The sequence below is a fragment of the Pseudomonas shirazensis genome (assembly GCF_014268785.2).
GTDB lineage: Bacteria > Pseudomonadota > Gammaproteobacteria > Pseudomonadales > Pseudomonadaceae > Aquipseudomonas > Aquipseudomonas shirazensis.
The window spans coordinates 564,681-582,941 of sequence record NZ_JABWRD020000001.1 but is presented as its reverse complement, the minus strand read 5'-3'; the positions used below and the strand labels follow the sequence as shown (position 1 = coordinate 582,941).

15 protein-coding genes are annotated in these 18,261 nt (G+C 61.6%); 7 read left to right on the top strand and 8 right to left on the bottom strand.

Features of this window, described 5'->3' with window-relative positions; all coding sequences use genetic code 11:
• Positions 1–8: 8 nt before the first annotated feature.
• The 3 genes from HU736_RS02405 to HU736_RS02395 form a co-directional block, all read right to left on the bottom strand.
• On the bottom strand, positions 9–1,031 hold the full coding sequence (locus HU736_RS02405; protein ID WP_186699759.1) for a methionine synthase: 1,023 nt from the start codon (positions 1,029–1,031) through the stop codon (positions 9–11).
• 27 nt (positions 1,032–1,058) lie between these two features.
• Complete coding sequence (locus HU736_RS02400) at positions 1,059–2,042, bottom strand: DUF1852 domain-containing protein (protein ID WP_186699757.1); 984 nt, start codon at positions 2,040–2,042, stop codon at positions 1,059–1,061.
• A 194-nt stretch (positions 2,043–2,236) separates the two neighbouring features.
• Complete coding sequence (locus tag HU736_RS02395; protein ID WP_186699755.1) at positions 2,237–2,824, bottom strand: TetR/AcrR family transcriptional regulator; 588 nt, start codon at positions 2,822–2,824, stop codon at positions 2,237–2,239.
• A gap of 135 nt (positions 2,825–2,959) precedes the next feature.
• On the opposite strand from HU736_RS02395, the gene HU736_RS02390 reads away from it, so the two are divergent.
• Positions 2,960–4,168: an MFS transporter gene (locus HU736_RS02390; protein ID WP_186699753.1), complete on the top strand. Its 1,209-nt coding sequence runs from the start codon at positions 2,960–2,962 to the stop codon at positions 4,166–4,168.
• A gap of 177 nt (positions 4,169–4,345) precedes the next feature.
• On the opposite strand, the gene HU736_RS02385 is transcribed toward HU736_RS02390, so the two are convergent.
• From HU736_RS02385 to HU736_RS02370, 4 genes are all read right to left on the bottom strand, one after another.
• A complete protein-coding gene (locus HU736_RS02385; protein WP_371411608.1) occupies positions 4,346–4,633 on the bottom strand; it encodes a hypothetical protein in 288 nt (95 codons plus the stop codon).
• Between the two features lie 14 nt (positions 4,634–4,647).
• Positions 4,648–7,122, bottom strand: coding sequence for a TonB-dependent siderophore receptor (locus tag HU736_RS02380; RefSeq protein ID WP_186699751.1), 2,475 nt, complete (start codon positions 7,120–7,122; stop codon positions 4,648–4,650).
• Positions 7,123–7,213: 91 nt separating this feature from the next.
• Positions 7,214–8,173, bottom strand: coding sequence for a FecR domain-containing protein (locus HU736_RS02375; RefSeq protein WP_186699749.1), 960 nt, complete (start codon positions 8,171–8,173; stop codon positions 7,214–7,216).
• On the bottom strand, positions 8,170–8,691 hold the full coding sequence (locus HU736_RS02370; protein ID WP_103436980.1) for a sigma-70 family RNA polymerase sigma factor: 522 nt from the start codon (positions 8,689–8,691) through the stop codon (positions 8,170–8,172). Before HU736_RS02370 ends, HU736_RS02375 begins: the two co-directional genes overlap by 4 nt.
• A gap of 159 nt (positions 8,692–8,850) precedes the next feature.
• Here HU736_RS02370 and HU736_RS02365 point away from each other — a divergent pair, with 159 nt between their 5' ends.
• The 3 genes from HU736_RS02365 to HU736_RS02355 all read left to right on the top strand — a co-directional run bounded on the left by HU736_RS02365 (position 8,851) and on the right by HU736_RS02355 (position 12,816).
• Entirely contained in the window at positions 8,851–9,372 is a 522-nt protein-coding gene (locus HU736_RS02365; RefSeq protein WP_186699747.1) for a sigma-70 family RNA polymerase sigma factor, read from the top strand.
• Positions 9,369–10,340, top strand: coding sequence for a FecR domain-containing protein (locus tag HU736_RS02360; RefSeq protein WP_367615277.1), 972 nt, complete (start codon positions 9,369–9,371; stop codon positions 10,338–10,340). The genes HU736_RS02365 and HU736_RS02360 overlap by 4 nt, the downstream gene beginning before the upstream one ends.
• A 136-nt stretch (positions 10,341–10,476) precedes the next feature.
• The gene (locus tag HU736_RS02355; protein ID WP_186699929.1) at positions 10,477–12,816 is read left to right on the top strand and encodes a TonB-dependent siderophore receptor; all 2,340 of its coding nucleotides are present in this window, start codon (positions 10,477–10,479) and stop codon (positions 12,814–12,816) included.
• A 258-nt stretch (positions 12,817–13,074) separates the two neighbouring features.
• Here the strand turns inward: HU736_RS02355 and HU736_RS02350 are convergent, their stop codons facing one another.
• Positions 13,075–13,983 (bottom strand): LysR family transcriptional regulator, encoded by a 909-nt coding sequence (locus tag HU736_RS02350; RefSeq protein ID WP_186699744.1) that lies wholly within the window; start codon positions 13,981–13,983, stop codon positions 13,075–13,077.
• A gap of 107 nt (positions 13,984–14,090) precedes the next feature.
• On the opposite strand from HU736_RS02350, the gene HU736_RS02345 reads away from it, so the two are divergent.
• The 3 genes from HU736_RS02345 to HU736_RS02335 all read left to right on the top strand — a co-directional run bounded on the left by HU736_RS02345 (position 14,091) and on the right by HU736_RS02335 (position 18,207).
• Positions 14,091–15,623 (top strand): MFS transporter, encoded by a 1,533-nt coding sequence (locus HU736_RS02345; RefSeq protein WP_186699742.1) that lies wholly within the window; start codon positions 14,091–14,093, stop codon positions 15,621–15,623.
• Between the two features lie 270 nt (positions 15,624–15,893).
• The gene (locus tag HU736_RS02340; protein WP_103438745.1) at positions 15,894–16,709 is read left to right on the top strand and encodes a protein phosphatase 2C domain-containing protein; all 816 of its coding nucleotides are present in this window, start codon (positions 15,894–15,896) and stop codon (positions 16,707–16,709) included.
• A gap of 139 nt (positions 16,710–16,848) precedes the next feature.
• Positions 16,849–18,207: a hypothetical protein gene (locus HU736_RS02335; protein WP_186699740.1), complete on the top strand. Its 1,359-nt coding sequence runs from the start codon at positions 16,849–16,851 to the stop codon at positions 18,205–18,207.
• Positions 18,208–18,261: the final 54 nt, after the last annotated feature.

Sequence of the window (18,261 nt, the reverse complement as noted above, 5' to 3'; positions counted from 1 at the left end):
CAGCGGCTTCAGAGCTCTCGGCGAACGATCTCTGCACCCGCACTCAGCGCGCTCAGCTTGCCCTGGGCAACCTGCCGGGGCAACGGCGCCATGCCACAGTTGGTGCACGGGTACAGCTTGTCGGCATCGACGAACTGCAGCGCTTTGCGCAAGGTGTTGGCCACCTCTTCGGGCGTTTCGATGGTGTGATTCGCAACATCGATCGCGCCGACCATTACCTTCTTGCCACGGATCAGCTCGATCAGGTCCATTGGCACATGGGAGTTGTGGCATTCCAGCGAGATGATGTCGATGCTGGACTTCTGCAGTTTCGGAAACGCCTCTTCGTACTGACGCCATTGCGTGCCGAGGGTCTTCTTCCAGTCGGTGTTGGCCTTGATGCCGTAGCCGTAGCAGATATGCACCGCAGTTTCGCACTTCAGGCCTTCGACTGCCCGCTCCAGAGCAGCGACGCCCCAGTCGTTGACTTCGTCGAAGAACACATTGAAGGCCGGTTCGTCGAATTGGATGATGTCGACGCCGGCCGCTTCCAGTTCTCTGGCTTCCTGATTGAGGATCTTGGCAAATTCCCACGCCAGCTTTTCCCGGCTTTTGTAATGGCTGTCGTAAAGCGTATCGATCATGGTCATGGGGCCCGGCAGTGCCCACTTGATCGGCTCATCGGTCAGCTGGCGCAGGTACCTGGCGTCTTCGACAAACACCGGTCTTGTCCGCGCAACAGCGCCGACGACGGTTGGCACGCTGGCATCGTAACGGTCACGGATCCTGACAGTTTCGCGCTTTTCGAAATCAACCCCGCTCAAAAGCTCGATGAACGTGGTGACGAAATGCTGACGGGTTTGCTCACCGTCACTGACGATATCGATGCCCGCCAATTGCTGCGCTTGCAACGCCAGACGCAGAGCATCCTGTTTACCCTCGGTCAGTTCATCGCCCTGCAGCTTCCAGGGCGACCAGAGCGTTTCGGGCTGGGCCAGCCAGGAAGGTTTCGGCAGGCTGCCGGCAGTCGAAGTGGGTAGCAGTTTTTTCACGGTAGATAACCTTATTCTGTTAACGGCTCAAACCGCGTAATTGGCGGCCCACTGTTCGAGAACAGCGCGGTGAGGTTTGATGAAGTGTTCAGCGACAAACTGGCCCTGTTCTTGCGCCAGCCGACTGCGCTCTTCACGGTCATAGACAATGCGCGTCAATGAATAATCCTCATGTTGCAGGCTTGGCCGGTACGACTTGCCCGCCACGGAATTGGCGTTGTAGATCTCGGGGCGATAGATCTTTTGGAAGGTGTCCATTGTGCTGATGGTGCTGACCAGTTCAAGCGTTGTGTAATCGGCCAGCAGATCACCGGAGAAATAAAACGCCAGCGGCGCAACGCTGTTGGGCGGCATGAAGTAACGCACCTTCAATCCCATCTGTTTGAAGTATTCATCGGTCAGCGAATACTCGTCCTGGCGGTACTCGATACCCAACACCGGGTGGTGATTGTCAGTGCGCTGATAAGTCCTGCTGGTGGAAACGCTCAGGCAGATAACCGGAGGTTTGGCGAAGTGTTCGCGGTAGGCGCTGGAATTGACGAAGTGCTGGAACAGCTTGCCGTGCAGCTCGCCGAAGTTCTCCGGAACGGCAAACTCGGACGCGCCTTTGTTGTGCTGCAACAACAGCACACTGAAGTCGTAATCACGCACGTAGGAGGAGAAGTTGTTGCCCACCATGCCCTGGGTACGCTCGCCGGTGACGCGATCCACTACGGTCGCCTTCAATATCTCGATCAATGGCAGGCCGCGCGCGCTGTCAGACGTACCGAGGTCCATTTCAACCGAAATGATATCCAGTTCGACGCTGTAGCGATCCGCTGTCGGGTTGTCCCAATGGGCCAAGGCATTGAAGCGGTTGTCGATCATCTGCAGGGTATTGCGCAAGTTCTTCCGGCGATTACTGCCGCGCGCCAAATTGGCAAAGTTAGTGGTGATGCGGGTCTTTTCGCAGGGTTGATAGTGTTCGTCGAAACGAAGACTTTTCAGGGTAAAGGCAAACTGGTTATTCATCGCAACCTGACATCCTGTTGAGCGAGATGAAACCCGAAACCCGAACGCGCATTTCCAGCAGTGGGCAACTCGAACTTCAATTTTATCGCGTAACTAAGTAGGACGTAGTCTAGGTTGTTGGCTGTGTGCGAACTAATGAAACGATTTCACAGCATCATTAGGCATATTCATGCAGGTATCCAGAGATCCTTGGATCATGCTCCAAGCAGCAAACCGCCCAGCAGCAACTCCAATGCCGCGCTGGCCCGCTCCAGCCGACGGGAGCCTTGGTCGCCCTCCGCGATCCAGAACGCCGCCTCCGACAAACTGCCGTAGATCAACGATGCCATTGCTTCGGAGTCGGTCTTGGCTACTACGCCCTGCGCCATCAGTTCATTGATCAACCCCGTCATCGACTCGACACAGTGGCGCTGCGCCTCGGCCGAGGCAGGGCCCAGCACCGCTCGGGCATCCCGCAGCAAAAGGCGCTGGATTTCCGGCTCGAGGGCCATCTGCAGATAGGCCTGGCAGCGACCGCTGAAGCCTTCCCACGGATTTTCAGCTGAATCAGAAATGGCCTGCAGCCGTGCGTCCACCTCACTGTCGACCTGCTCGACCACCGCCGCCAGCAGCCCTTTCTTGTCACCAAAGTGGTGATATAGCGCGCCGCGGGTAAAGCCCGCCTGGGCGGTCAGGTCATCCATTGAAGTGTCGGCATAGCCACGCTCGGTGAACACCTTGCGCGCGGTGGCGAGCAAGGCTGCGCGGGTTTCTTCCATCTCGACACGGGTGCGACGAACCATCTGCGTTCTCCTGGCTAAGGCCTGAATGATGATTTACATACGCAGCGTATGAATATACGATCACTTTCATACACAGCGTATGTATTTTCCCTGCATGGGCAATGCACATGCAAGTCGGCATTTCAGGAGATCCCTATGGCCCCCACCTATCGAGCACTGTTCACCGCACCTGGCAGCCCTGCTTTTACCGCCGCAGGCCTGCTGGCGCGGCTACCTCTGCCAATGACCGGTATCGGCATCATCACCCTGTTATCCCAACTCTACGGCAGTTATGCCCTGGCAGGCCTGGTCTCGGCGACCTTTGTGCTGACCTACGCCCTGCTCTCGCCGCAGCTGTCGCGGCTGGTTGATCTGCATGGGCAACGCCGCGTGTTGCCGGTCGCGACCGCGATCAGCGTGGTCGGCCTGTTGATGCTGGCCGCCAGCGCCAGGTGGCAGGCGCCAGTCTGGTGTTTGTTCATCGCAGCACTGCTCGCCGGGTTCATGCCAAGCATATCGGCAATGGTGCGGGCCCGCTGGACCGCCCTGTATCGCGGCCAGCCCTGCCTGCAAACGGCGTATTCGCTGGAAACGGTCTTTGACGAAGTGACGTTCATCCTCGGGCCACCGCTTGCGGTCGGCTTGTCTGTGGCGGTGTTTCCAGAAGCTGCGCTGTTGGTGAGCGCAAGCGTATTGGCGCTTGGCGTGACTGCGCTGCTGCTTCAACGTGCTACCGAGCCAGGCGTTGCTGCTGCCGATAATCTGGCTGCACCATCATGCTCGGTCATCCGCCTGGGCAGCGTGCGCCTGCTGACGCTGTTGATGGTGTGCATGGGCATCATTGTCGGCACCGTCGATATCGCCAGCGTGGCATTTGCCGAGCAGCTTCAGCGCCCGGCAGCTGCGAGCGTGGTACTGGCCGCCTATGCGCTCGGCTCTTGCGCGTCCGGCTTGCTGTTTGGGGTTTTGCAGACGAACTTTGCGCTGCATCGACAGTTGCTCATCGGTGCAGCCGCTACTGCCGTAACCACGCTGCCGCTGATGCTTGCGGGCAGCATCCCTGCCCTGGCGGGCGCAGTACTGGTGGCGGGCCTGTGCTTCGCACCCACCATGATTGTGGCGATGACCCTGATCGAGCGGTTGGTCCCTGAACAGCAAGTAACTGAGGGCATGACCTGGCTGCTGGCTGGGCTGAATGTTGGCGTGGCTATGGGCGCTGCGGGTGCCGGGCGAATCGTTGACAGCGCGGGTGTCCACGCTGGATTCGCCCTGGCCTTGGTAGCAGCCTGTGCAGTGCTGCTGGTGGCACTGCAGGCATCGAGAAAGCTGCACAGCCAGCAAACGGCTGCGCTGATGACTGAGTGAACGGTTCGCGCCACCCAGCCGCAGCCAGCGCCGAACTGTCGCGCCTGGCGGTGGACATGAGCAAGTTGGTGGCTAGGTTCTCCCTCCAGGCAAAACTGCGCGTCTAACTGGCGCGCCTTGATAACAGACCGTTGGATGGTTGGGTGCTGCCGCGCAGCCCCCATGCCGAAATCCGGATCACGCCAACAGCGCTAGCAACCGCCCCGCCAGCTCAGCCGCATCCTGCTGATAATCCTTACCCCAGCGCACCGACCAGTCTCCAGGTCGCCCCTGCTCATCCCACTCGGCCAATGCCAGCGCATTGACGACCTCAAGTTCAAACCACAGCGCCTGCCAGGCATCGCTGTCCTTGACCAGCGCAGCGTCCTGCCAGAGAAACTCCGTGGCCGCGACGAACGCCGACCAGGCATAAATATCCTGCGCCGCGCGTCCACCTAGCGCTAGCCAATAGGCCCGATCCATCAACGCAGTCTCCTTGATCAAAAGCTTGCCTTCACCGACGCCATGAAGTTGCGCGGCTCACCGTAGTAGTTGCCGAACGCCTCGGTGCCGATGGTTGCATAGTAACGCTTGTCGAACAGGTTATTGGCGTTCAGTGCCAGCGACCAGGTGTCATCGATGCGGTAACCGATCCGTCCATTCCAGACCGCGTAACCTGCCTGGGTGATTTTCTCGCCGCTGGCAGGCGAAAGGCGGAAATTGTCACTTTGCGCATTCACCCCCGCCCCAACCGTGAAGCGCTCGAGCGCCCCGCCCAAGGCGTATTCACCCCACATCCGCAGTACATGCCGCGGCACGTAGCTGTTGAACGCTGCGCCGTTGAGGCTGGCGTCGATGTCGTCGAGGGTCTTGGTCTGGGTGTAGGTATAGCCCGCCATCAGTTGCAGGCGCTCGATGACTTCGCCGCTGATTTCAGCCTCGAAACCCTGCGCACGAACCTTACCGGCGTTGACATAGCAATAGCCGTCGGAAGACGGGCATGACGAAAAGTAATCCGTCTGCGCCTGGTCCTTTTGGAGGGTGCGGAACAGGTTGAACGCGCTGTTGAGGCGACCGTCGAACCAGGCGCCCTTGATCCCCAACTCGTAACTCTGGCCTACCAACGGTTTGAGCGCCGAGCCGGCTTCATCGCGGTAATTGCCTTGCGGGGTGAAGATATCCGAGTAGCTGGCGTAGGCCGTCAGGTTGTCATTGAGGTCCAGCAGTACGCCGGCAAACGGGGTCACCTGGCCGGTCTCGCGGCTGCGCGAATGCTGTGGGGCAACGCCGTTGAGGAACTCCGAATCGGTCTCAGAGCTGTACCAACTGACCCGTCCACCAACCACCAGCGTCAGCGGATCGGCCAGTTTCAGGCGCAGCGTCGAGTACACGCCTTTCTGTTTGGTAACCGATTTGACCGGGCCACCGCGCGACGCATTGTCGATGAAGTAGCTGTCATCCGGCTCAGGGATATTCTTGTCAGGGTTGAATACATTCTGTCGTTGCGGCAGAAACGCGACCGAATAGAAGTCGTCCTTGTCGGCGCGGCTCGCATTGGCGCCGAACACCAACTCGTGCTGCCGGCCAAACGCTGCGAACTTGCCATCGACATAGGCATCCAGACCATAGTCGACCTGGTCGTAGTCATACATGCTGCCGAGCATACCGGTGGTGTCGACGCCGGGGGTAACAGCGCCGGAGGCGAAAGCGTATTTGATATCCTGGGTGTTTTTTGAATAGACGCTGGCGACCTTGAGCTGCCAGTCATCATTGAACTGGTGCTTGAGGTCACTGAATACGGTAGTGCGTTGGCTGCGCCAGGTATTCCACGAAGGGTCCAGGCAGGTCGAGCGGCTCAGCTTTAGGTCACTGCGATCGCGATAGCGCGGCACGCCACCCCAGCATGGATTGGCGTCGACGTCTTCATAGGCGATACCGAGGCCCAGGGTAGTGTCAGGGCCGAGATCGAAATCGAGTGCGCCGTAATAGACCTGATCCTTGCGGCTGGCGTCATCGGTGAAGTAGTGCCGGCTCTGCTGCGCGATCACCGCCCTGCCGCGCAGCGTGCCAGACGCATTCAGCGGCCCGCCCGTGTCGACCTGTCCACGGTAATTGTCCCAACTGCCGCCCGACAGGGTGACATCGGTGTGGGCAGCGGCCAGGCCACGCTTGCGCACAAAGTTGACGCCACCGGCGGTGCCGCCCGCTCCTTTCATCATGCCGGCGGCGCCGCGCAGGACTTCGACCCGGTCGTAATAGGCCATGTCACTGCTGAAGCTGTCGGCCTGCACGTACAGGTTGCCCATGTCCAGCGGCACGCCGTCGTACTGGTACTGGCCCGACATGCGAAAACCGCGAGAGTAAAAGTATTTTCCACCCATGGTTGAGTCATACACGGTGATGCCCGGGGTCTTTTCCATGACTTGGTCGATGGTGTTGAGATTCTGGTCATCGAGCAGCTTGCGGGTCATCACCGTGACCGACTGCGGTGTTTCCTTGAGCGAGTGCTCACCCTTGCCGATGGTGACCGCGCCGGTAGTATACGAGCCGCTGTTCTCGGTAGTGGCGCCAAGCACCTGGCCGTTGATGGTGGTGGCGCCCAGCTCCATTGCCGAACCAGTAGCGGGCGCAGCACGCAGCACATAGGTACCGTCAGCCTGCGCTTCGGCCTGCAGGCCGCTGCCGGCAAGAATCCGCGCAAAACCTTCGCCAATGCTGAACTGCCCATTGAGCCCTGGCGACTGCAGCCCGGCTGTTTGGCGGCCATCAAAAGAGATCGCAGCACCCGCTGCGCTGGCGAAGCGGCCGAGTACTTCGGTCAGGCTGCCCGGGCCAATCGCGAACGCCCGCGCCGCGCCTTGCTCCTGCGCCGGAGCGGCGAATGTTGCCGTCGACCATACACTGGCCATGCTTGCGGCCAACAGACCAGCCCTGATTGCGGTCGCCAGACGACCCCGTTTGTGCATTGCAGACATGCCTACCCTCCCCCTGAACATTGCTCAATAAACGTATTGGGGGATGAGCCGAACGGCGTCGGTAAAAAGTGCACATGCCTGCGAAGTTTTTTCAATGGGCCACGGCCGCTGCCGAGACATGCACCCAGTAGCGGCTGAAGCGCGTGACCCGCAGCGACAGGCCACTTTCCAGTGCGGTAAGGGCAAGGTCGGTGTCATCGATCGGGAACGCTCCGGAGACCTTCATCCGGGCAATCTGCGGATCGCAACGCAGCACGCCGCGGCGATAACGTGACAGATCCGCCAGCAGCTCAGCCAACGGCCGCTCCACGGCAATGATGCTGCCCTGCTGCCAGGCGCCTACGGAGGCATCACTGCGCTGCACAGCCCCCGACGAGCGTTTATTGAAGTCCAGCCGCTGCCCCGCTTCGACCCGAATGGCTGCGCCAGCGCTGGCCGTGCGGACCTCTACCGCCTTCTCGATTACGGCGACCTCGGCGTTCTGCTCGTGGGTGCGAACGATGAAGCGCGTGCCCAGCGCCAGTACCTCGCCGTGACGGGTGTGGATTTTGAACGGCCGCTGCGCAGCGTCAGGGGCCGTGCTGATCAGAATCTCGCCCTGCAGCAAATCCAGCAGACGCTGGCTGCCGTCGTACCTCAAGTTGACTGCCGAATCGGTGTTCAGCCACAGCCTGCTGCCATCCGCCAACTGAAACTGGCGACGCTCACCAACCGTGGTCCGAAAATCGGCAAACAGCTGCTGCGGCGTATCACTGCGCCAGCTCAGCCAACCCAGTGACGCAGCAGGCATCAGGATCATGACGCTGCGCAGCACCTGTCGGCGCGTGCGCTCGAGGCCACGCAATGCCGGTGCCGCCACCGCACCTGGCACGCTGGCCATCTGCTCGGCAACGGCAGTCATGCGCTGCCAGGCCTGCAGGTGAACAGGATCGGCCACCAGCCAGGCGTTCCAGGCCGCCCGCTCGGCGTCGGTAGCGACCCCTGATTGCAGCGCTGCGTACCAGCGCGCTGCGGCGCTGATCGCTTGCCGTTCAGCGAGGGTCAGGCTCATGCCAGCTGCATCTGGATCTGCATCAAGCAGCAGTGCTCCATGGCCTTGGCCATATGCTTGTTGACGCTGCGCAGGCTGATACCCAACTGCGCGGCGATCTGCGGGTAAGTCAGGCCGTCGAACTGCGACAGGATCAGCACCTGTTTGACCTTGGGCCCCAGGCCTTGCAGCAAGCGGTCAATCTCGACCAACGCCTGCAGCATGATCGCCTGTTCTTCCGGAGACGGCTGCAGCGCTTCAGGCATGGCGGCCAGTGCCTGCAGGTAGGACTGTTCCAGCGAACGGCGCCGAAACAGGTCGATCAGCAAACCGTTGGCGATCCTCGACAAGTACGGCCGCGGCTCGCGGATCTCCAGGGCGCTGCGCGCCTTGAGCACGCGCACGAAGGTGTCCTGGGTCAGATCGGCGGCATCGAAAGCATTGCCCAGGCGCTGGCGCAACCAGCCATTGAGCCAGCCGTGATGCTCGCAGTACAGGTCATTGACGGCAGTGTGCAGGGACGCATCATTGGCGGACATGGCAATAGAACGTTTCGCGAGTGGTAATGACTCTTATTGTCGTGCGGTGACCGGTAGCTTTGCAATAGCCAACCGATTCGCACCTGTTGCGCATCGCCCCGAGCCATATATATGATAAGCATTATCGTTTGCGACACTTCCAATCGGCGCCTGCAGATCATGCTCCCATCCTCCCAACCTGCCCTGTGCAACGTGGCTGTGCTCTACCGTCAGCAACACAGCTGGTTGACGGGCTGGCTGCGGCAACGCCTGAGTTGCTCGCACAGCGCAGCGGATCTGGCCCAGGACACCTTCATGCGCCTGCTGGCCAAAGAGCAACTGCCAGCGCTGCACGCACCGCGGACCTTTCTAGCCAAGGTGGCGCAGAGCGTGCTTTGCAACCATTACCGTCGGCAGAAAATCGAACGCGCCTACCTCGAAGCGCTGGCGGCAATGCCCGAGCCGGTTGCGCCAAGCCTGGAAACCCAGGCAATCCTGCTCGAGACCTTGATCGCCCTCGACACCATGCTCGAAAGCCTGGAGCGGCCGGTGCGCGAGGTGTTTCTGCTGTCGCAGGTCGATGGCCTCGGCCACGCCGAGATCGCCGACCGGCTCAAGCTTTCGGTAACCACCATCAAGCGCTACATCATCAAAGCCAGCGCGCTGTGCATCGTCCTCGATGACAGTCTGGACCTGCCGTGACCAGCAGCCCGCCGCCGATTGCCGCAGAAATAGCCGAGCAGGCCATGCACTGGCATTTCGAGTTGCAGGAACCTGACGTCAGCCCGGCAACCCTCGCCGCGTGGATGGCCTGGAGGCAGGCGCAGCCGATGCATGAACATGCCTGGCAACGCGCCGAAGCATTCGCCCAGCGCATGGGCGACCTGCGTAACCCAAGCCAGCGCCGATTGGCCCAGGCGGCATTGCGTCCAGACTCGTCGCGACGCAGCGTGCTCAAGCAACTGAGCGTGTTGATGGCCGCCGGCGCCAGTGCCTGGTACATGAAGGACACTGCCCTGGTGCAAGACTTCAGCGCTGATTATCATAGCCGGGTCGGCGAACAACGGCGCATCAGCCTGGCCGGTGACACTGAGCTGCAATTGAACACTGACACGGCGATCAACGTTGCCACCGAACAGAACCAGCGGCGGATACAACTACTGCGCGGCGAGCTGCTGATCACCCGTAGCAACGCCAGCGCCGGACGCTTGCTGTCGGTGCACACCGCTCAGGGTCGGCTCGAGGCGCAACTGGCGCAGTTCAACGTCAGGCAACGCGCGGGTCTTACTCAGGTCAGCGTCTACCGCGGCGAGCTGGTATTCAGCCCTGCCCTGCTGGCACACCCGCCGATCATCCTGCAAGCCGGCGAGCGAGCCACCTTCGCCGAAGCCGGCATAGTTAGCCGGCAACCTGAACCGCTCGCCATCCCTGCCTGGAGCCAGGGCATGCTGGTCGCTCAAGACCAGCCACTGGCAGAATTCATCGCTGAACTGAGCCGTTACCGACGTGGCCATCTGACCTGTGATCCCGCTTTGGCCAGGCTACGTGTGTCCGGCACCTTTCCGCTGGCCGATACCGACAAGGTCATCCTCGCCGTGGCCAACACCCTGCAGCTTGAGGTCGAGCATTTCACCCGGTACTGGGTGACATTGAAGCCACGCATCGCCTGACGCAAAAAAATCTGCGCAAGGGTGGTCCATTTTTGATTCTCGCGAGACTTAACCCCCAGACAATCATTCAATCGGGGAACAACGCGTGAATCTCAAGCATAAACTGGCCGGCGCCGTGGTCCAGGCCATCGCCTGCATGACCGCCACCGCACCGCTGCTGATGCTGCCCACCTGGGCCAGCGCCGCCGAGCAGGCCCAGGCCGACTTCGACATCCCGGCCGGCCCGCTCGCGCCAGCCCTGAGCCGCTTTGGCCAGGCCGCCCATATTCTGCTGAGCTACCCCAGCACCCTCACCGACGGACGCAGCACCGCCGGCCTGCACGGCAACTTCGACGTTGACCAGGGCCTGGCCATGCTGCTTGCCGGCAGTGGCCTGGAGGCCAGCCGCAGTGCCAACGGCAACTACACCCTGCAAGCCAGCAGCAGCGGCGCGATGGAGCTGAGCGCGGTATCCATCTCCGGCAAAGCCCCCGGCTCGACCACCGAAGGCACCGGCCTCTACACCACCTATTCGTCCAGCAGCTCGACCCGCCTCAACCTGACCCCGCAGGAAACCCCGCAGTCGCTCACAGTGATGACCCGCCAGCGCCTCGATGACCAGCGCCTGACCAACCTCACCGATGCCCTCGAGGCCACCCCCGGCATCATCGTCGTGCGCGACGGCCTCGGCGCCGAGAGCGACTCGTACTGGTCACGCGGCTTTGCCATCCAGAACTACGAGGTCGACGGCGTGCCCACCAACACTCGTCTGGACAACTACTCGCAGAGCATGGCGATGTACGACCGCGTCGAAATCGTCCGCGGTGCCACCGGTTTGATCAGCGGCATGGGCAACCCTTCGGCGACCATCAACCTGATCCGCAAGCGCCCGACGGCCGATGCGCAGGCCAGCATTACCGGCGAGGCCGGCACCTGGGACCGCTACGGCACAGGCTTCGACGTCTCGGGCCCGCTGACCGAAGCGGGCAACATCCGCGGCCGCTTCGTCGCCGACTACAAGACCGAGAAGGCCTGGATCGACCGCTACTCTTCGCAGTCGCAGCTGATCTATGGCATCACCGAGTTCGACCTGACTGAAGACACCCTGCTGACCCTGGGCTTCAGCTACCTGCGCAGCGACGTCGACTCGCCGCTGCGCTCGGGCCTGCCGTCGCGCTTCAGCACCGGCCAGCGCACCAACCTCAAGCGCTCGCTCAACGCCGCCCCGGACTGGTCCTACAACGACCACGAGCAAACCAGTTTCTTCACCTCCATCGAACAGCAACTGGGCAACGGCTGGAGCGGCAAGATCGAGCTGACCCACGCCGAAAACAAGTTCGACGAAGTGTTCAACTTCGCCAGGGGCGACTTGAACACCGACGGCAGCGGCCTGTCGCAACTGCCCGTGCGCTTCTCCGGTACGCCACGCCAGGACAACCTCGATGTCTACGCCACCGGCCCGTTCAGCCTGTTCGGCCGCGAGCACGAACTGATCACCGGGATGACCTTGTCCCAGTACAAGGAAAGCGTGCCCGGCTGGGGCGGTTGGGGCTATGACTATGCCGGCTCGCCTGCCGGCGCGATCGACAACCTGTTCGACTGGGACGGCAACTCGGCCAAGCCCACCTTCACCGAGAGCGGCAAGTCGTCGATCGATGAAGACCAGTACGCTGCCTACCTGACCTCGCGCTTCAGCGTCAGCGAAGGCCTCAGCCTGATCCTCGGCAGCCGCCTGATCGACTGGAAGCGCGACACCTCCGACCGCCCGTACGGCGGCGCCGAGACCGAGGTCAAGCGCAAAGAGAGCGGCGTATTCATCCCGTATGCCGGGGTGGTCTACGACCTTGATCAGACCTGGTCGCTGTATGCCAGCTACACCAAGATCTTCAACCCGCAAGCGTCGTGGGTGACCGATGAAGACAACAACCCGCTCGACCCGATGGAAGGCGTCGGCTACGAGATCGGCATCAAAGGCTCGCACCTCGACGGCAAGCTCAACTCAAGCCTTGCGCTGTTCAAGCTGGAGCAGGACAACCTTGCCATCTGGCAGCACGACAACGTCTACAGCGCCGAGCAGGACACCACATCCAAGGGCATTGAGCTGGAACTGAACGGCGAACTGGCCGAAGGCTGGCAGGCGTCCGCCGGCTATGCCTATTCGGTCACCACCGATGCCGATGACCAGCGCATCAATACCAACCTGCCGCGCAACAGCGTAAAGACCTTCACCAGCTACCGGCTGCACGGGCCGCTGAACAAACTGACGATTGGCGGCGGGGTGAACTGGCAGAGCAAGGTTGGCGCTGACTTGCACACCTTCAGCCAGAGCAGCTATGCGGTTACCAACCTGATGGCCCGCTACGACATCAGCCGCAACCTCAGTGCTGCGCTGAACATCAATAACGTGTTCGATCGCGAGTATTACAGCCAGTCCGGGTTGTATAGCGTGTACGGCGCGCCGCGCAATCTGATGACCAGTTTCAAGTACAGCTTCTGAGGTTGGCTTGGGCAGACGCAGGTTACAGACCGAGAACTCTAGAAACTCGACGCACGTGAGGTGCCCCACGTACAACCGCCATAGGAGGTGCACGTGCTCCAAAGATTGTGACGGCCTGCCAAAGAATGGCAACGACCGGAAAAGACTAGGCTGTGCTCCCCAGAGCATGCAATGGTGCAAAGCCGTGAAAAGGATGATCGGAAACCGCCTACACGGTAGAGGGGAAATCCGATCCATATCTGCAGGCGCAACATATATTTACTTCATCTGTAGCGGATTACCGGCTTTGAAAAGCTCCGCCACCATGAAGTCGATGAACACGCGCAGCTTGGGCGCACGGTGCTTGCTCGATGGCCAAAGCATGCGAAAGGCGCCCTGATGCTGGATAAAGTCATCCAGCACCGTCACCAGTTCGCCAGCCGCAAGCGCATCCCGCACCATGAAATCTTGCAAACAGGCGATCCCAAGGCCATCGCGGGCGACGTGCAGCAGGGCCTCGGTGGTGTTGCATACCATCGAGGCCCCGAGCACGGGTTCAACCGCGTCCTGCTGCCTGCGTAAGGGCCACGGCTCGAACTTCCCCGTACTCGGAAACCTGTGTTGCATACAAGCGTGGTCTGCCAGATCAGCAGGCTCAAGCGGCGTGCCGCGCGCGGTCAAATACTTGGGTGAGGCTACCAGCAGCAACTTGAACGTGCCCAATGTGCGCGACATCAACCGGGAATCCGTCAGTTCTCCGGTGCGAATGACGGCATCGAATCCCTCTTCGATGACATCGACCATCCGATCCGAGAAATCCACGTCCAGTTCGATTGCGGGGTAGCGGTGCATGAAGGCCGTCAGCGCCGGCATCACCAAACTGCCTACCAGCGGCATGCTCACACGCAGCTTGCCTTGGGGCGCGCGTTGGGTTTCCGACAGCTCCAATTCGGCCGCCTCGACCTCGCACAGGATGCGCCGGCAACGCTCCAGAAACAGTGAGCCCTCAGCGGTCAGCGTGATGCTACGCGTGCTGCGGTGGAGCAGACGCACGCCCAGCCGCTGCTCCAGCCGGGCCACGCTCTTGCCGACGGCGGAAGACGAGACACCGAGCACGCGACCGGCTTGCGAAAAGCTGCGGGCTTCTGCCGCCTGCACAAAGAACGCGATGCCACTGAGAGAATCCACTCATCACCGTTTAAAGAATATTTGTCCGATATGCTCGGAACCTTAGCCTATTTTTCCGTGGCAGACTTGTCCTTACGCTGATGGCTGACATTTCGCGGATAACTTCCATGACACCAGCACTCACAGCCGTAAGCAGCACTTCTCGACGCGATTGGCTGCAACTGCTTGCCGCCTCCCTTACCGGCGTCCTGATCCCGCTGTGCTTTACCGGCCCAGCCGTTGTGCTGCCCTCAATCAATCAAGAGCTCGGCGGCTCAGCGGTTCAATTGAACTGGGTAGTCAATGGCTACATCCTCACCTACGGTAGCGCCATGATGGCAGCCGGCAGCCTGACCGATACTTATGGCCGCAAGCGCGTATGGCTGATCGGCCTGGCGCTGTTCGTGTTGATGACAGGCTTGATTGCCCTGGCGCCGACGGTCGCCTGGATCGATGGGCTGCGTCTGGCGCAAGGGCTGGGCGGCGCTGCGGCTTTTGCGGGGGCCATGTCCTCGTTGGCACAGACTTTCCACGGACCGATCCGTACACGGGTATTCAGCCTGCTCGGTACCACCTTTGGCATCGGCCTGGCATTTGGGCCGCTGGCAGCAGGCTGGCTGGTCGAGATGGCAGGCTGGCGCTGGGTGTTCTTGGCGACAGCGCTGATTGGTGTAGCGGGTTTCCTGCTGGTGTGGGTAAGCGCCACAGAGTCCCGCGACCCAGACGCTACAGGTTTGGACTGGCCCGGCGCGCTCACTTTCACGGCCGCACTGAGTTTGTTTACCTACGCCATTCTGCTGGCACCGGAAGCAGGCTGGCGCAGCGCGCTGGTGCTCGGCCCGCTGCTTGGTTCAGGAGTGCTGTTCATCGTATTTGTACGTATCGAACGCCGAGCCGCCCGGCCGATGCTCGACCTTTCGCTATTCAGCTCCAGGCGCTTCGTCGGGGTGCAGGTACTGGCCGCCTCGCCAGCCTTCTTCTTTGTCACACTGATCGTAATGCTGCCGGGGCGTTTCATCGGGATTGACGGACTGAGCGCGCTGGCAGCGGGACAAATGATGATCGCCCTGGCTGCACCGCTGCTGGTCGTGCCGTTTCTTGCCGCTTTGTTATCGCGCTGGTTCAGCTCCGGCACGCTGTCTGCCGTCGGGCTGCTGCTATTGGCGGTCGGGCTGGTCTGGTTGGCTGAGGTGTTATCCGCCGGAGCCGGCCCCGCGCTGGTGGCGCCGCTGGTATTGATCGGCGCAGGCGTAGGTCTACCTTGGGGGCTGATGGATGGCATGGCAGTCAGCGTGGTGGAAAAACAGCGCGCCGGCATGGCGACCGGAATCTTCAACTGCGTACGTGTTTCGGCCGACGGGATTGCCGTCGCCGTGGCGGGCGCGTTGCTGGCGTTATTAATCCAGGACGGATTGTTCGACGCTTTACCCGCAGCCGATCCAGCCGTTGTGCTCGAGGCCGCCAACCGCGCCGCGCTCGGCGATCTGGCGCATGCCAGCGCTTTGGTCAACAGCGAGAGCGCTCTGCTGCTGAGCACTTACGACCGAGCATTCAGCAGGATCTTGTACATCCTGGCGGCATCGTCGCTGTTGACTGCATTACTGGTGCTCGCTTTGCTGGGGCGATCGCGAGCGCATGAAGAAGTGGGCGCTGCAGCATGAAATTACTGGCACGCCACCCCGGCTTTCGCCTTTGACGTGCGCCAGCACAGCGATGCCTGCTCTCGATCCACCCGCGACTCAGGAGGCCGAGCGCAGGTCTTGTGGCATGCCAATCCTGCTCACTGGCTTCTATCCGCCCTCACCGGCTGTCCTGCTCGGATCCGACCAGAGTCATCAGGTATGCTGAACCGCGCCCGCGAGCTGAACGAACCCGCAGGCCAATACCCGGTCCAACCCCTCCCAGCCACTCGCCAAGAAGACCGATCGACCATGCACCTCGACCTTATCCAGAGCCTGAGCCTGGCCGGCAAGCCAGACGTCGCCAACGACGACCGCATTGGCAGCGCAGACCTGCACGCGTGGGTGATCGACGGCGCCACCGACCTCGGCCCGCCCGGCCTGCTCGGCCAACGCGGCGGCGCCGCATGGTTGGCGGCGACCGCGCAGCGGGCTTTCGCCGGCGCCGAGGGCAGCCTGGAGCTGGTGTGTGAATCGGTTTTCGCGCAAGTTGCCCGTGACTACGAGCGCCAGCGTCAGCGGCTTCCGGTTGCGACCTGGGAACTGCCCCGCGCCTCGTTCGCGGCAGTAGCGCTTGAAGGCGATCAATTGAGCTGCGGCTTTCTCGGCGATTGCGCAGTACTGCACCGCAGTGCGCAAGGCATTGCCTTCCTCACCCCCGAGCCAGATCGCCAGGCCGAGAGCGCCGAAGCCGCAGCCCTGGGCCCTGGCACTGGCGCCCATGGCGTACGCACACCGGCCATCATCGCTGACCGCAGGCTGGCGCGGGAGCGGCCCAAGGCAGTCCTCAGCGTAGATGCCCAGGCAGCCCGCGCTGCCCTGCGCTACACCCGCACGCCAGTGGCAGCGGGCGACGACCTGGTCCTGATGAGCGACGGTTTCAGCGCGTTGCTGGACAGCTACGCGGCCTTCACCCCCGCTGACTTCATCGCCCATCTGCTGCACCACGGCCTGGCGGATCTGGCACTGCAGCTACGTCGGATCGAAAAGGAAGATGCCGCCTGCCTGCGTTACCCCCGGTTCAAAGCCAGTGACGATGCCTCCGCCATCTGGCTCCGGGTAAGCTGAAGCCCCCAACGGCAATGCTTGGGAAACGCCCTACAAACGCTTAGGAAGGATCGGCTCTCTTGGCTCTTCCCAGGCTAAATCGATGCGCCGCATGATCTTCCCTCACACCAAGGCGATGTTTCCGAGGGAGGAATCAGGTTTGTCGGACTATCAAAACAAGCTGCGCCACTTGAGCGCTGAACAGGTCGAAAAGCTCTACCAGGAATACCTCGGTGGCGCGAAAAACGCCGCTCTGATTCAGCGCTATAACCTCGACCTTGCACCCAACTGTCTGATCAAGAGCTTTCCGCCTATCGCGTCGCCGGACGTGACCTGCCCTTACTGCGCCGTGCCGATGTACGAGCGGCGCCGGGGCAAGACGGCGACCAGCTGGGATATTGATCCAGCCTTCTGCAAGGGCTGCGATCATCGTCACTACCCGCCTGGCCGGACCCGCCTGCTGCGTTATTGCACCTGCGCGCCCTGCCAGGCGTCACGCATGGCCCAGCAAAAGCAACAAAACCTGGAGCGTCGTCAGCGGATTCGAACACAGTGGTCGCTGGATGATATTCCCGGCGTGCCGCTCGCCTCGCTGGACTTCACCAGCAAAGTGCAACTGCTGGCCTTGCTCATGACCCATGCAGACCAGGCCAACCAGCGTCTGGCGCCCTTGGCCGAGTTGCGCGGCGATGCCCGCCTCACACCCACGCAGGATATGGACAGCGCGTTGTTGCAGACGCTGCGCGAGCGAAAAGTGCTGGTGATCGATCCAGGTTCAGCCCTGGATGCCTTCAGCACCGGCTCGGCACTGGTACCGCGGCTGGATAAAGTGTGCTGGATCGTCAATGTCTACCTGACCGGTCCGCAGCGGGCGAGCCTGGCGCAACTGCAGCAGGCGCTGCTCGATGACTTGTCACAGGGGCCCCTGGCGGCCTGGCATGGCGAGATCGTCGAAGTACTCCACCGCTTGGCTGTGGAAGAAGTGTATGCCTACATCCTCAGCCGAGCGGCCGATCACGGCCTGCCGTTCGATGCGTGGAAAAAATCCCGTGAGGTGGCCGCGCAGCTCCTGTTACAACTGCCCATACGCAGTATCTGGTCGCTGACCAACACGGCTATTCGCGGCGCCCTGGCGTTCGCCGCGCAGTGTCAGGTAAACAAACACATCGCCTCCAATACCATCCCCGGGCGGATGCTCTCGCTCGGCCAGCGTGCGGTCGACGAGCGCTGGCCGTTTCGTTGGCCCGGCTACGAGGTGAAGGCGCCGCGATCAGGCTTCAGCCATGTGCTGCATGGCGTGGTACTGAAACTGGATGATCAGGGCCTGGACCAGACCCTGTTTGCCTATATCAGCCAATTGCCCACGCCTGGCGGCGCAGCAGCCCCGTCAGCAGGCGGCACCAGGCTGCACTGCGTAAGCTGCGGTTCAGCGGCTGTGCATGCGCAAGCCAACCAGATTGAAACTGTAGTCAACTGCAAAGACTGCATGGCTCGCACGGTAATCATCAACGCACAGTGACGCCTTTTCGTCCAGACCACCCAATAACCCGCTCCAACGCAGTCAATTAGTTGA

What these genes read in the sequence shown, in the direction of transcription:
- HU736_RS02370 (WP_103436980.1), bottom strand. Translation starts at nt 8,691, where the DNA reads ATGTCCGCCAATGATGCGTCCCTGCACACTGCCGTCAATGACCTGTAC.
- HU736_RS02345 (WP_186699742.1), top strand. Translation starts at nt 14,091, where the DNA reads ATGACACCAGCACTCACAGCCGTAAGCAGCACTTCTCGACGCGATTGG.
- HU736_RS02355 (WP_186699929.1), top strand. Translation starts at nt 10,477, where the DNA reads ATGACCGCCACCGCACCGCTGCTGATGCTGCCCACCTGGGCCAGCGCC.
- HU736_RS02340 (WP_103438745.1), top strand. Translation starts at nt 15,894, where the DNA reads ATGCACCTCGACCTTATCCAGAGCCTGAGCCTGGCCGGCAAGCCAGAC.
- HU736_RS02365 (WP_186699747.1), top strand. Translation starts at nt 8,851, where the DNA reads ATGCTCCCATCCTCCCAACCTGCCCTGTGCAACGTGGCTGTGCTCTAC.
- HU736_RS02400 (WP_186699757.1), bottom strand. Translation starts at nt 2,042, where the DNA reads ATGAATAACCAGTTTGCCTTTACCCTGAAAAGTCTTCGTTTCGACGAA.
- HU736_RS02390 (WP_186699753.1), top strand. Translation starts at nt 2,960, where the DNA reads ATGGCCCCCACCTATCGAGCACTGTTCACCGCACCTGGCAGCCCTGCT.
- HU736_RS02395 (WP_186699755.1), bottom strand. Translation starts at nt 2,824, where the DNA reads ATGGTTCGTCGCACCCGTGTCGAGATGGAAGAAACCCGCGCAGCCTTG.
- HU736_RS02375 (WP_186699749.1), bottom strand. Translation starts at nt 8,173, where the DNA reads ATGAGCCTGACCCTCGCTGAACGGCAAGCGATCAGCGCCGCAGCGCGC.
- HU736_RS02380 (WP_186699751.1), bottom strand. Translation starts at nt 7,122, where the DNA reads ATGTCTGCAATGCACAAACGGGGTCGTCTGGCGACCGCAATCAGGGCT.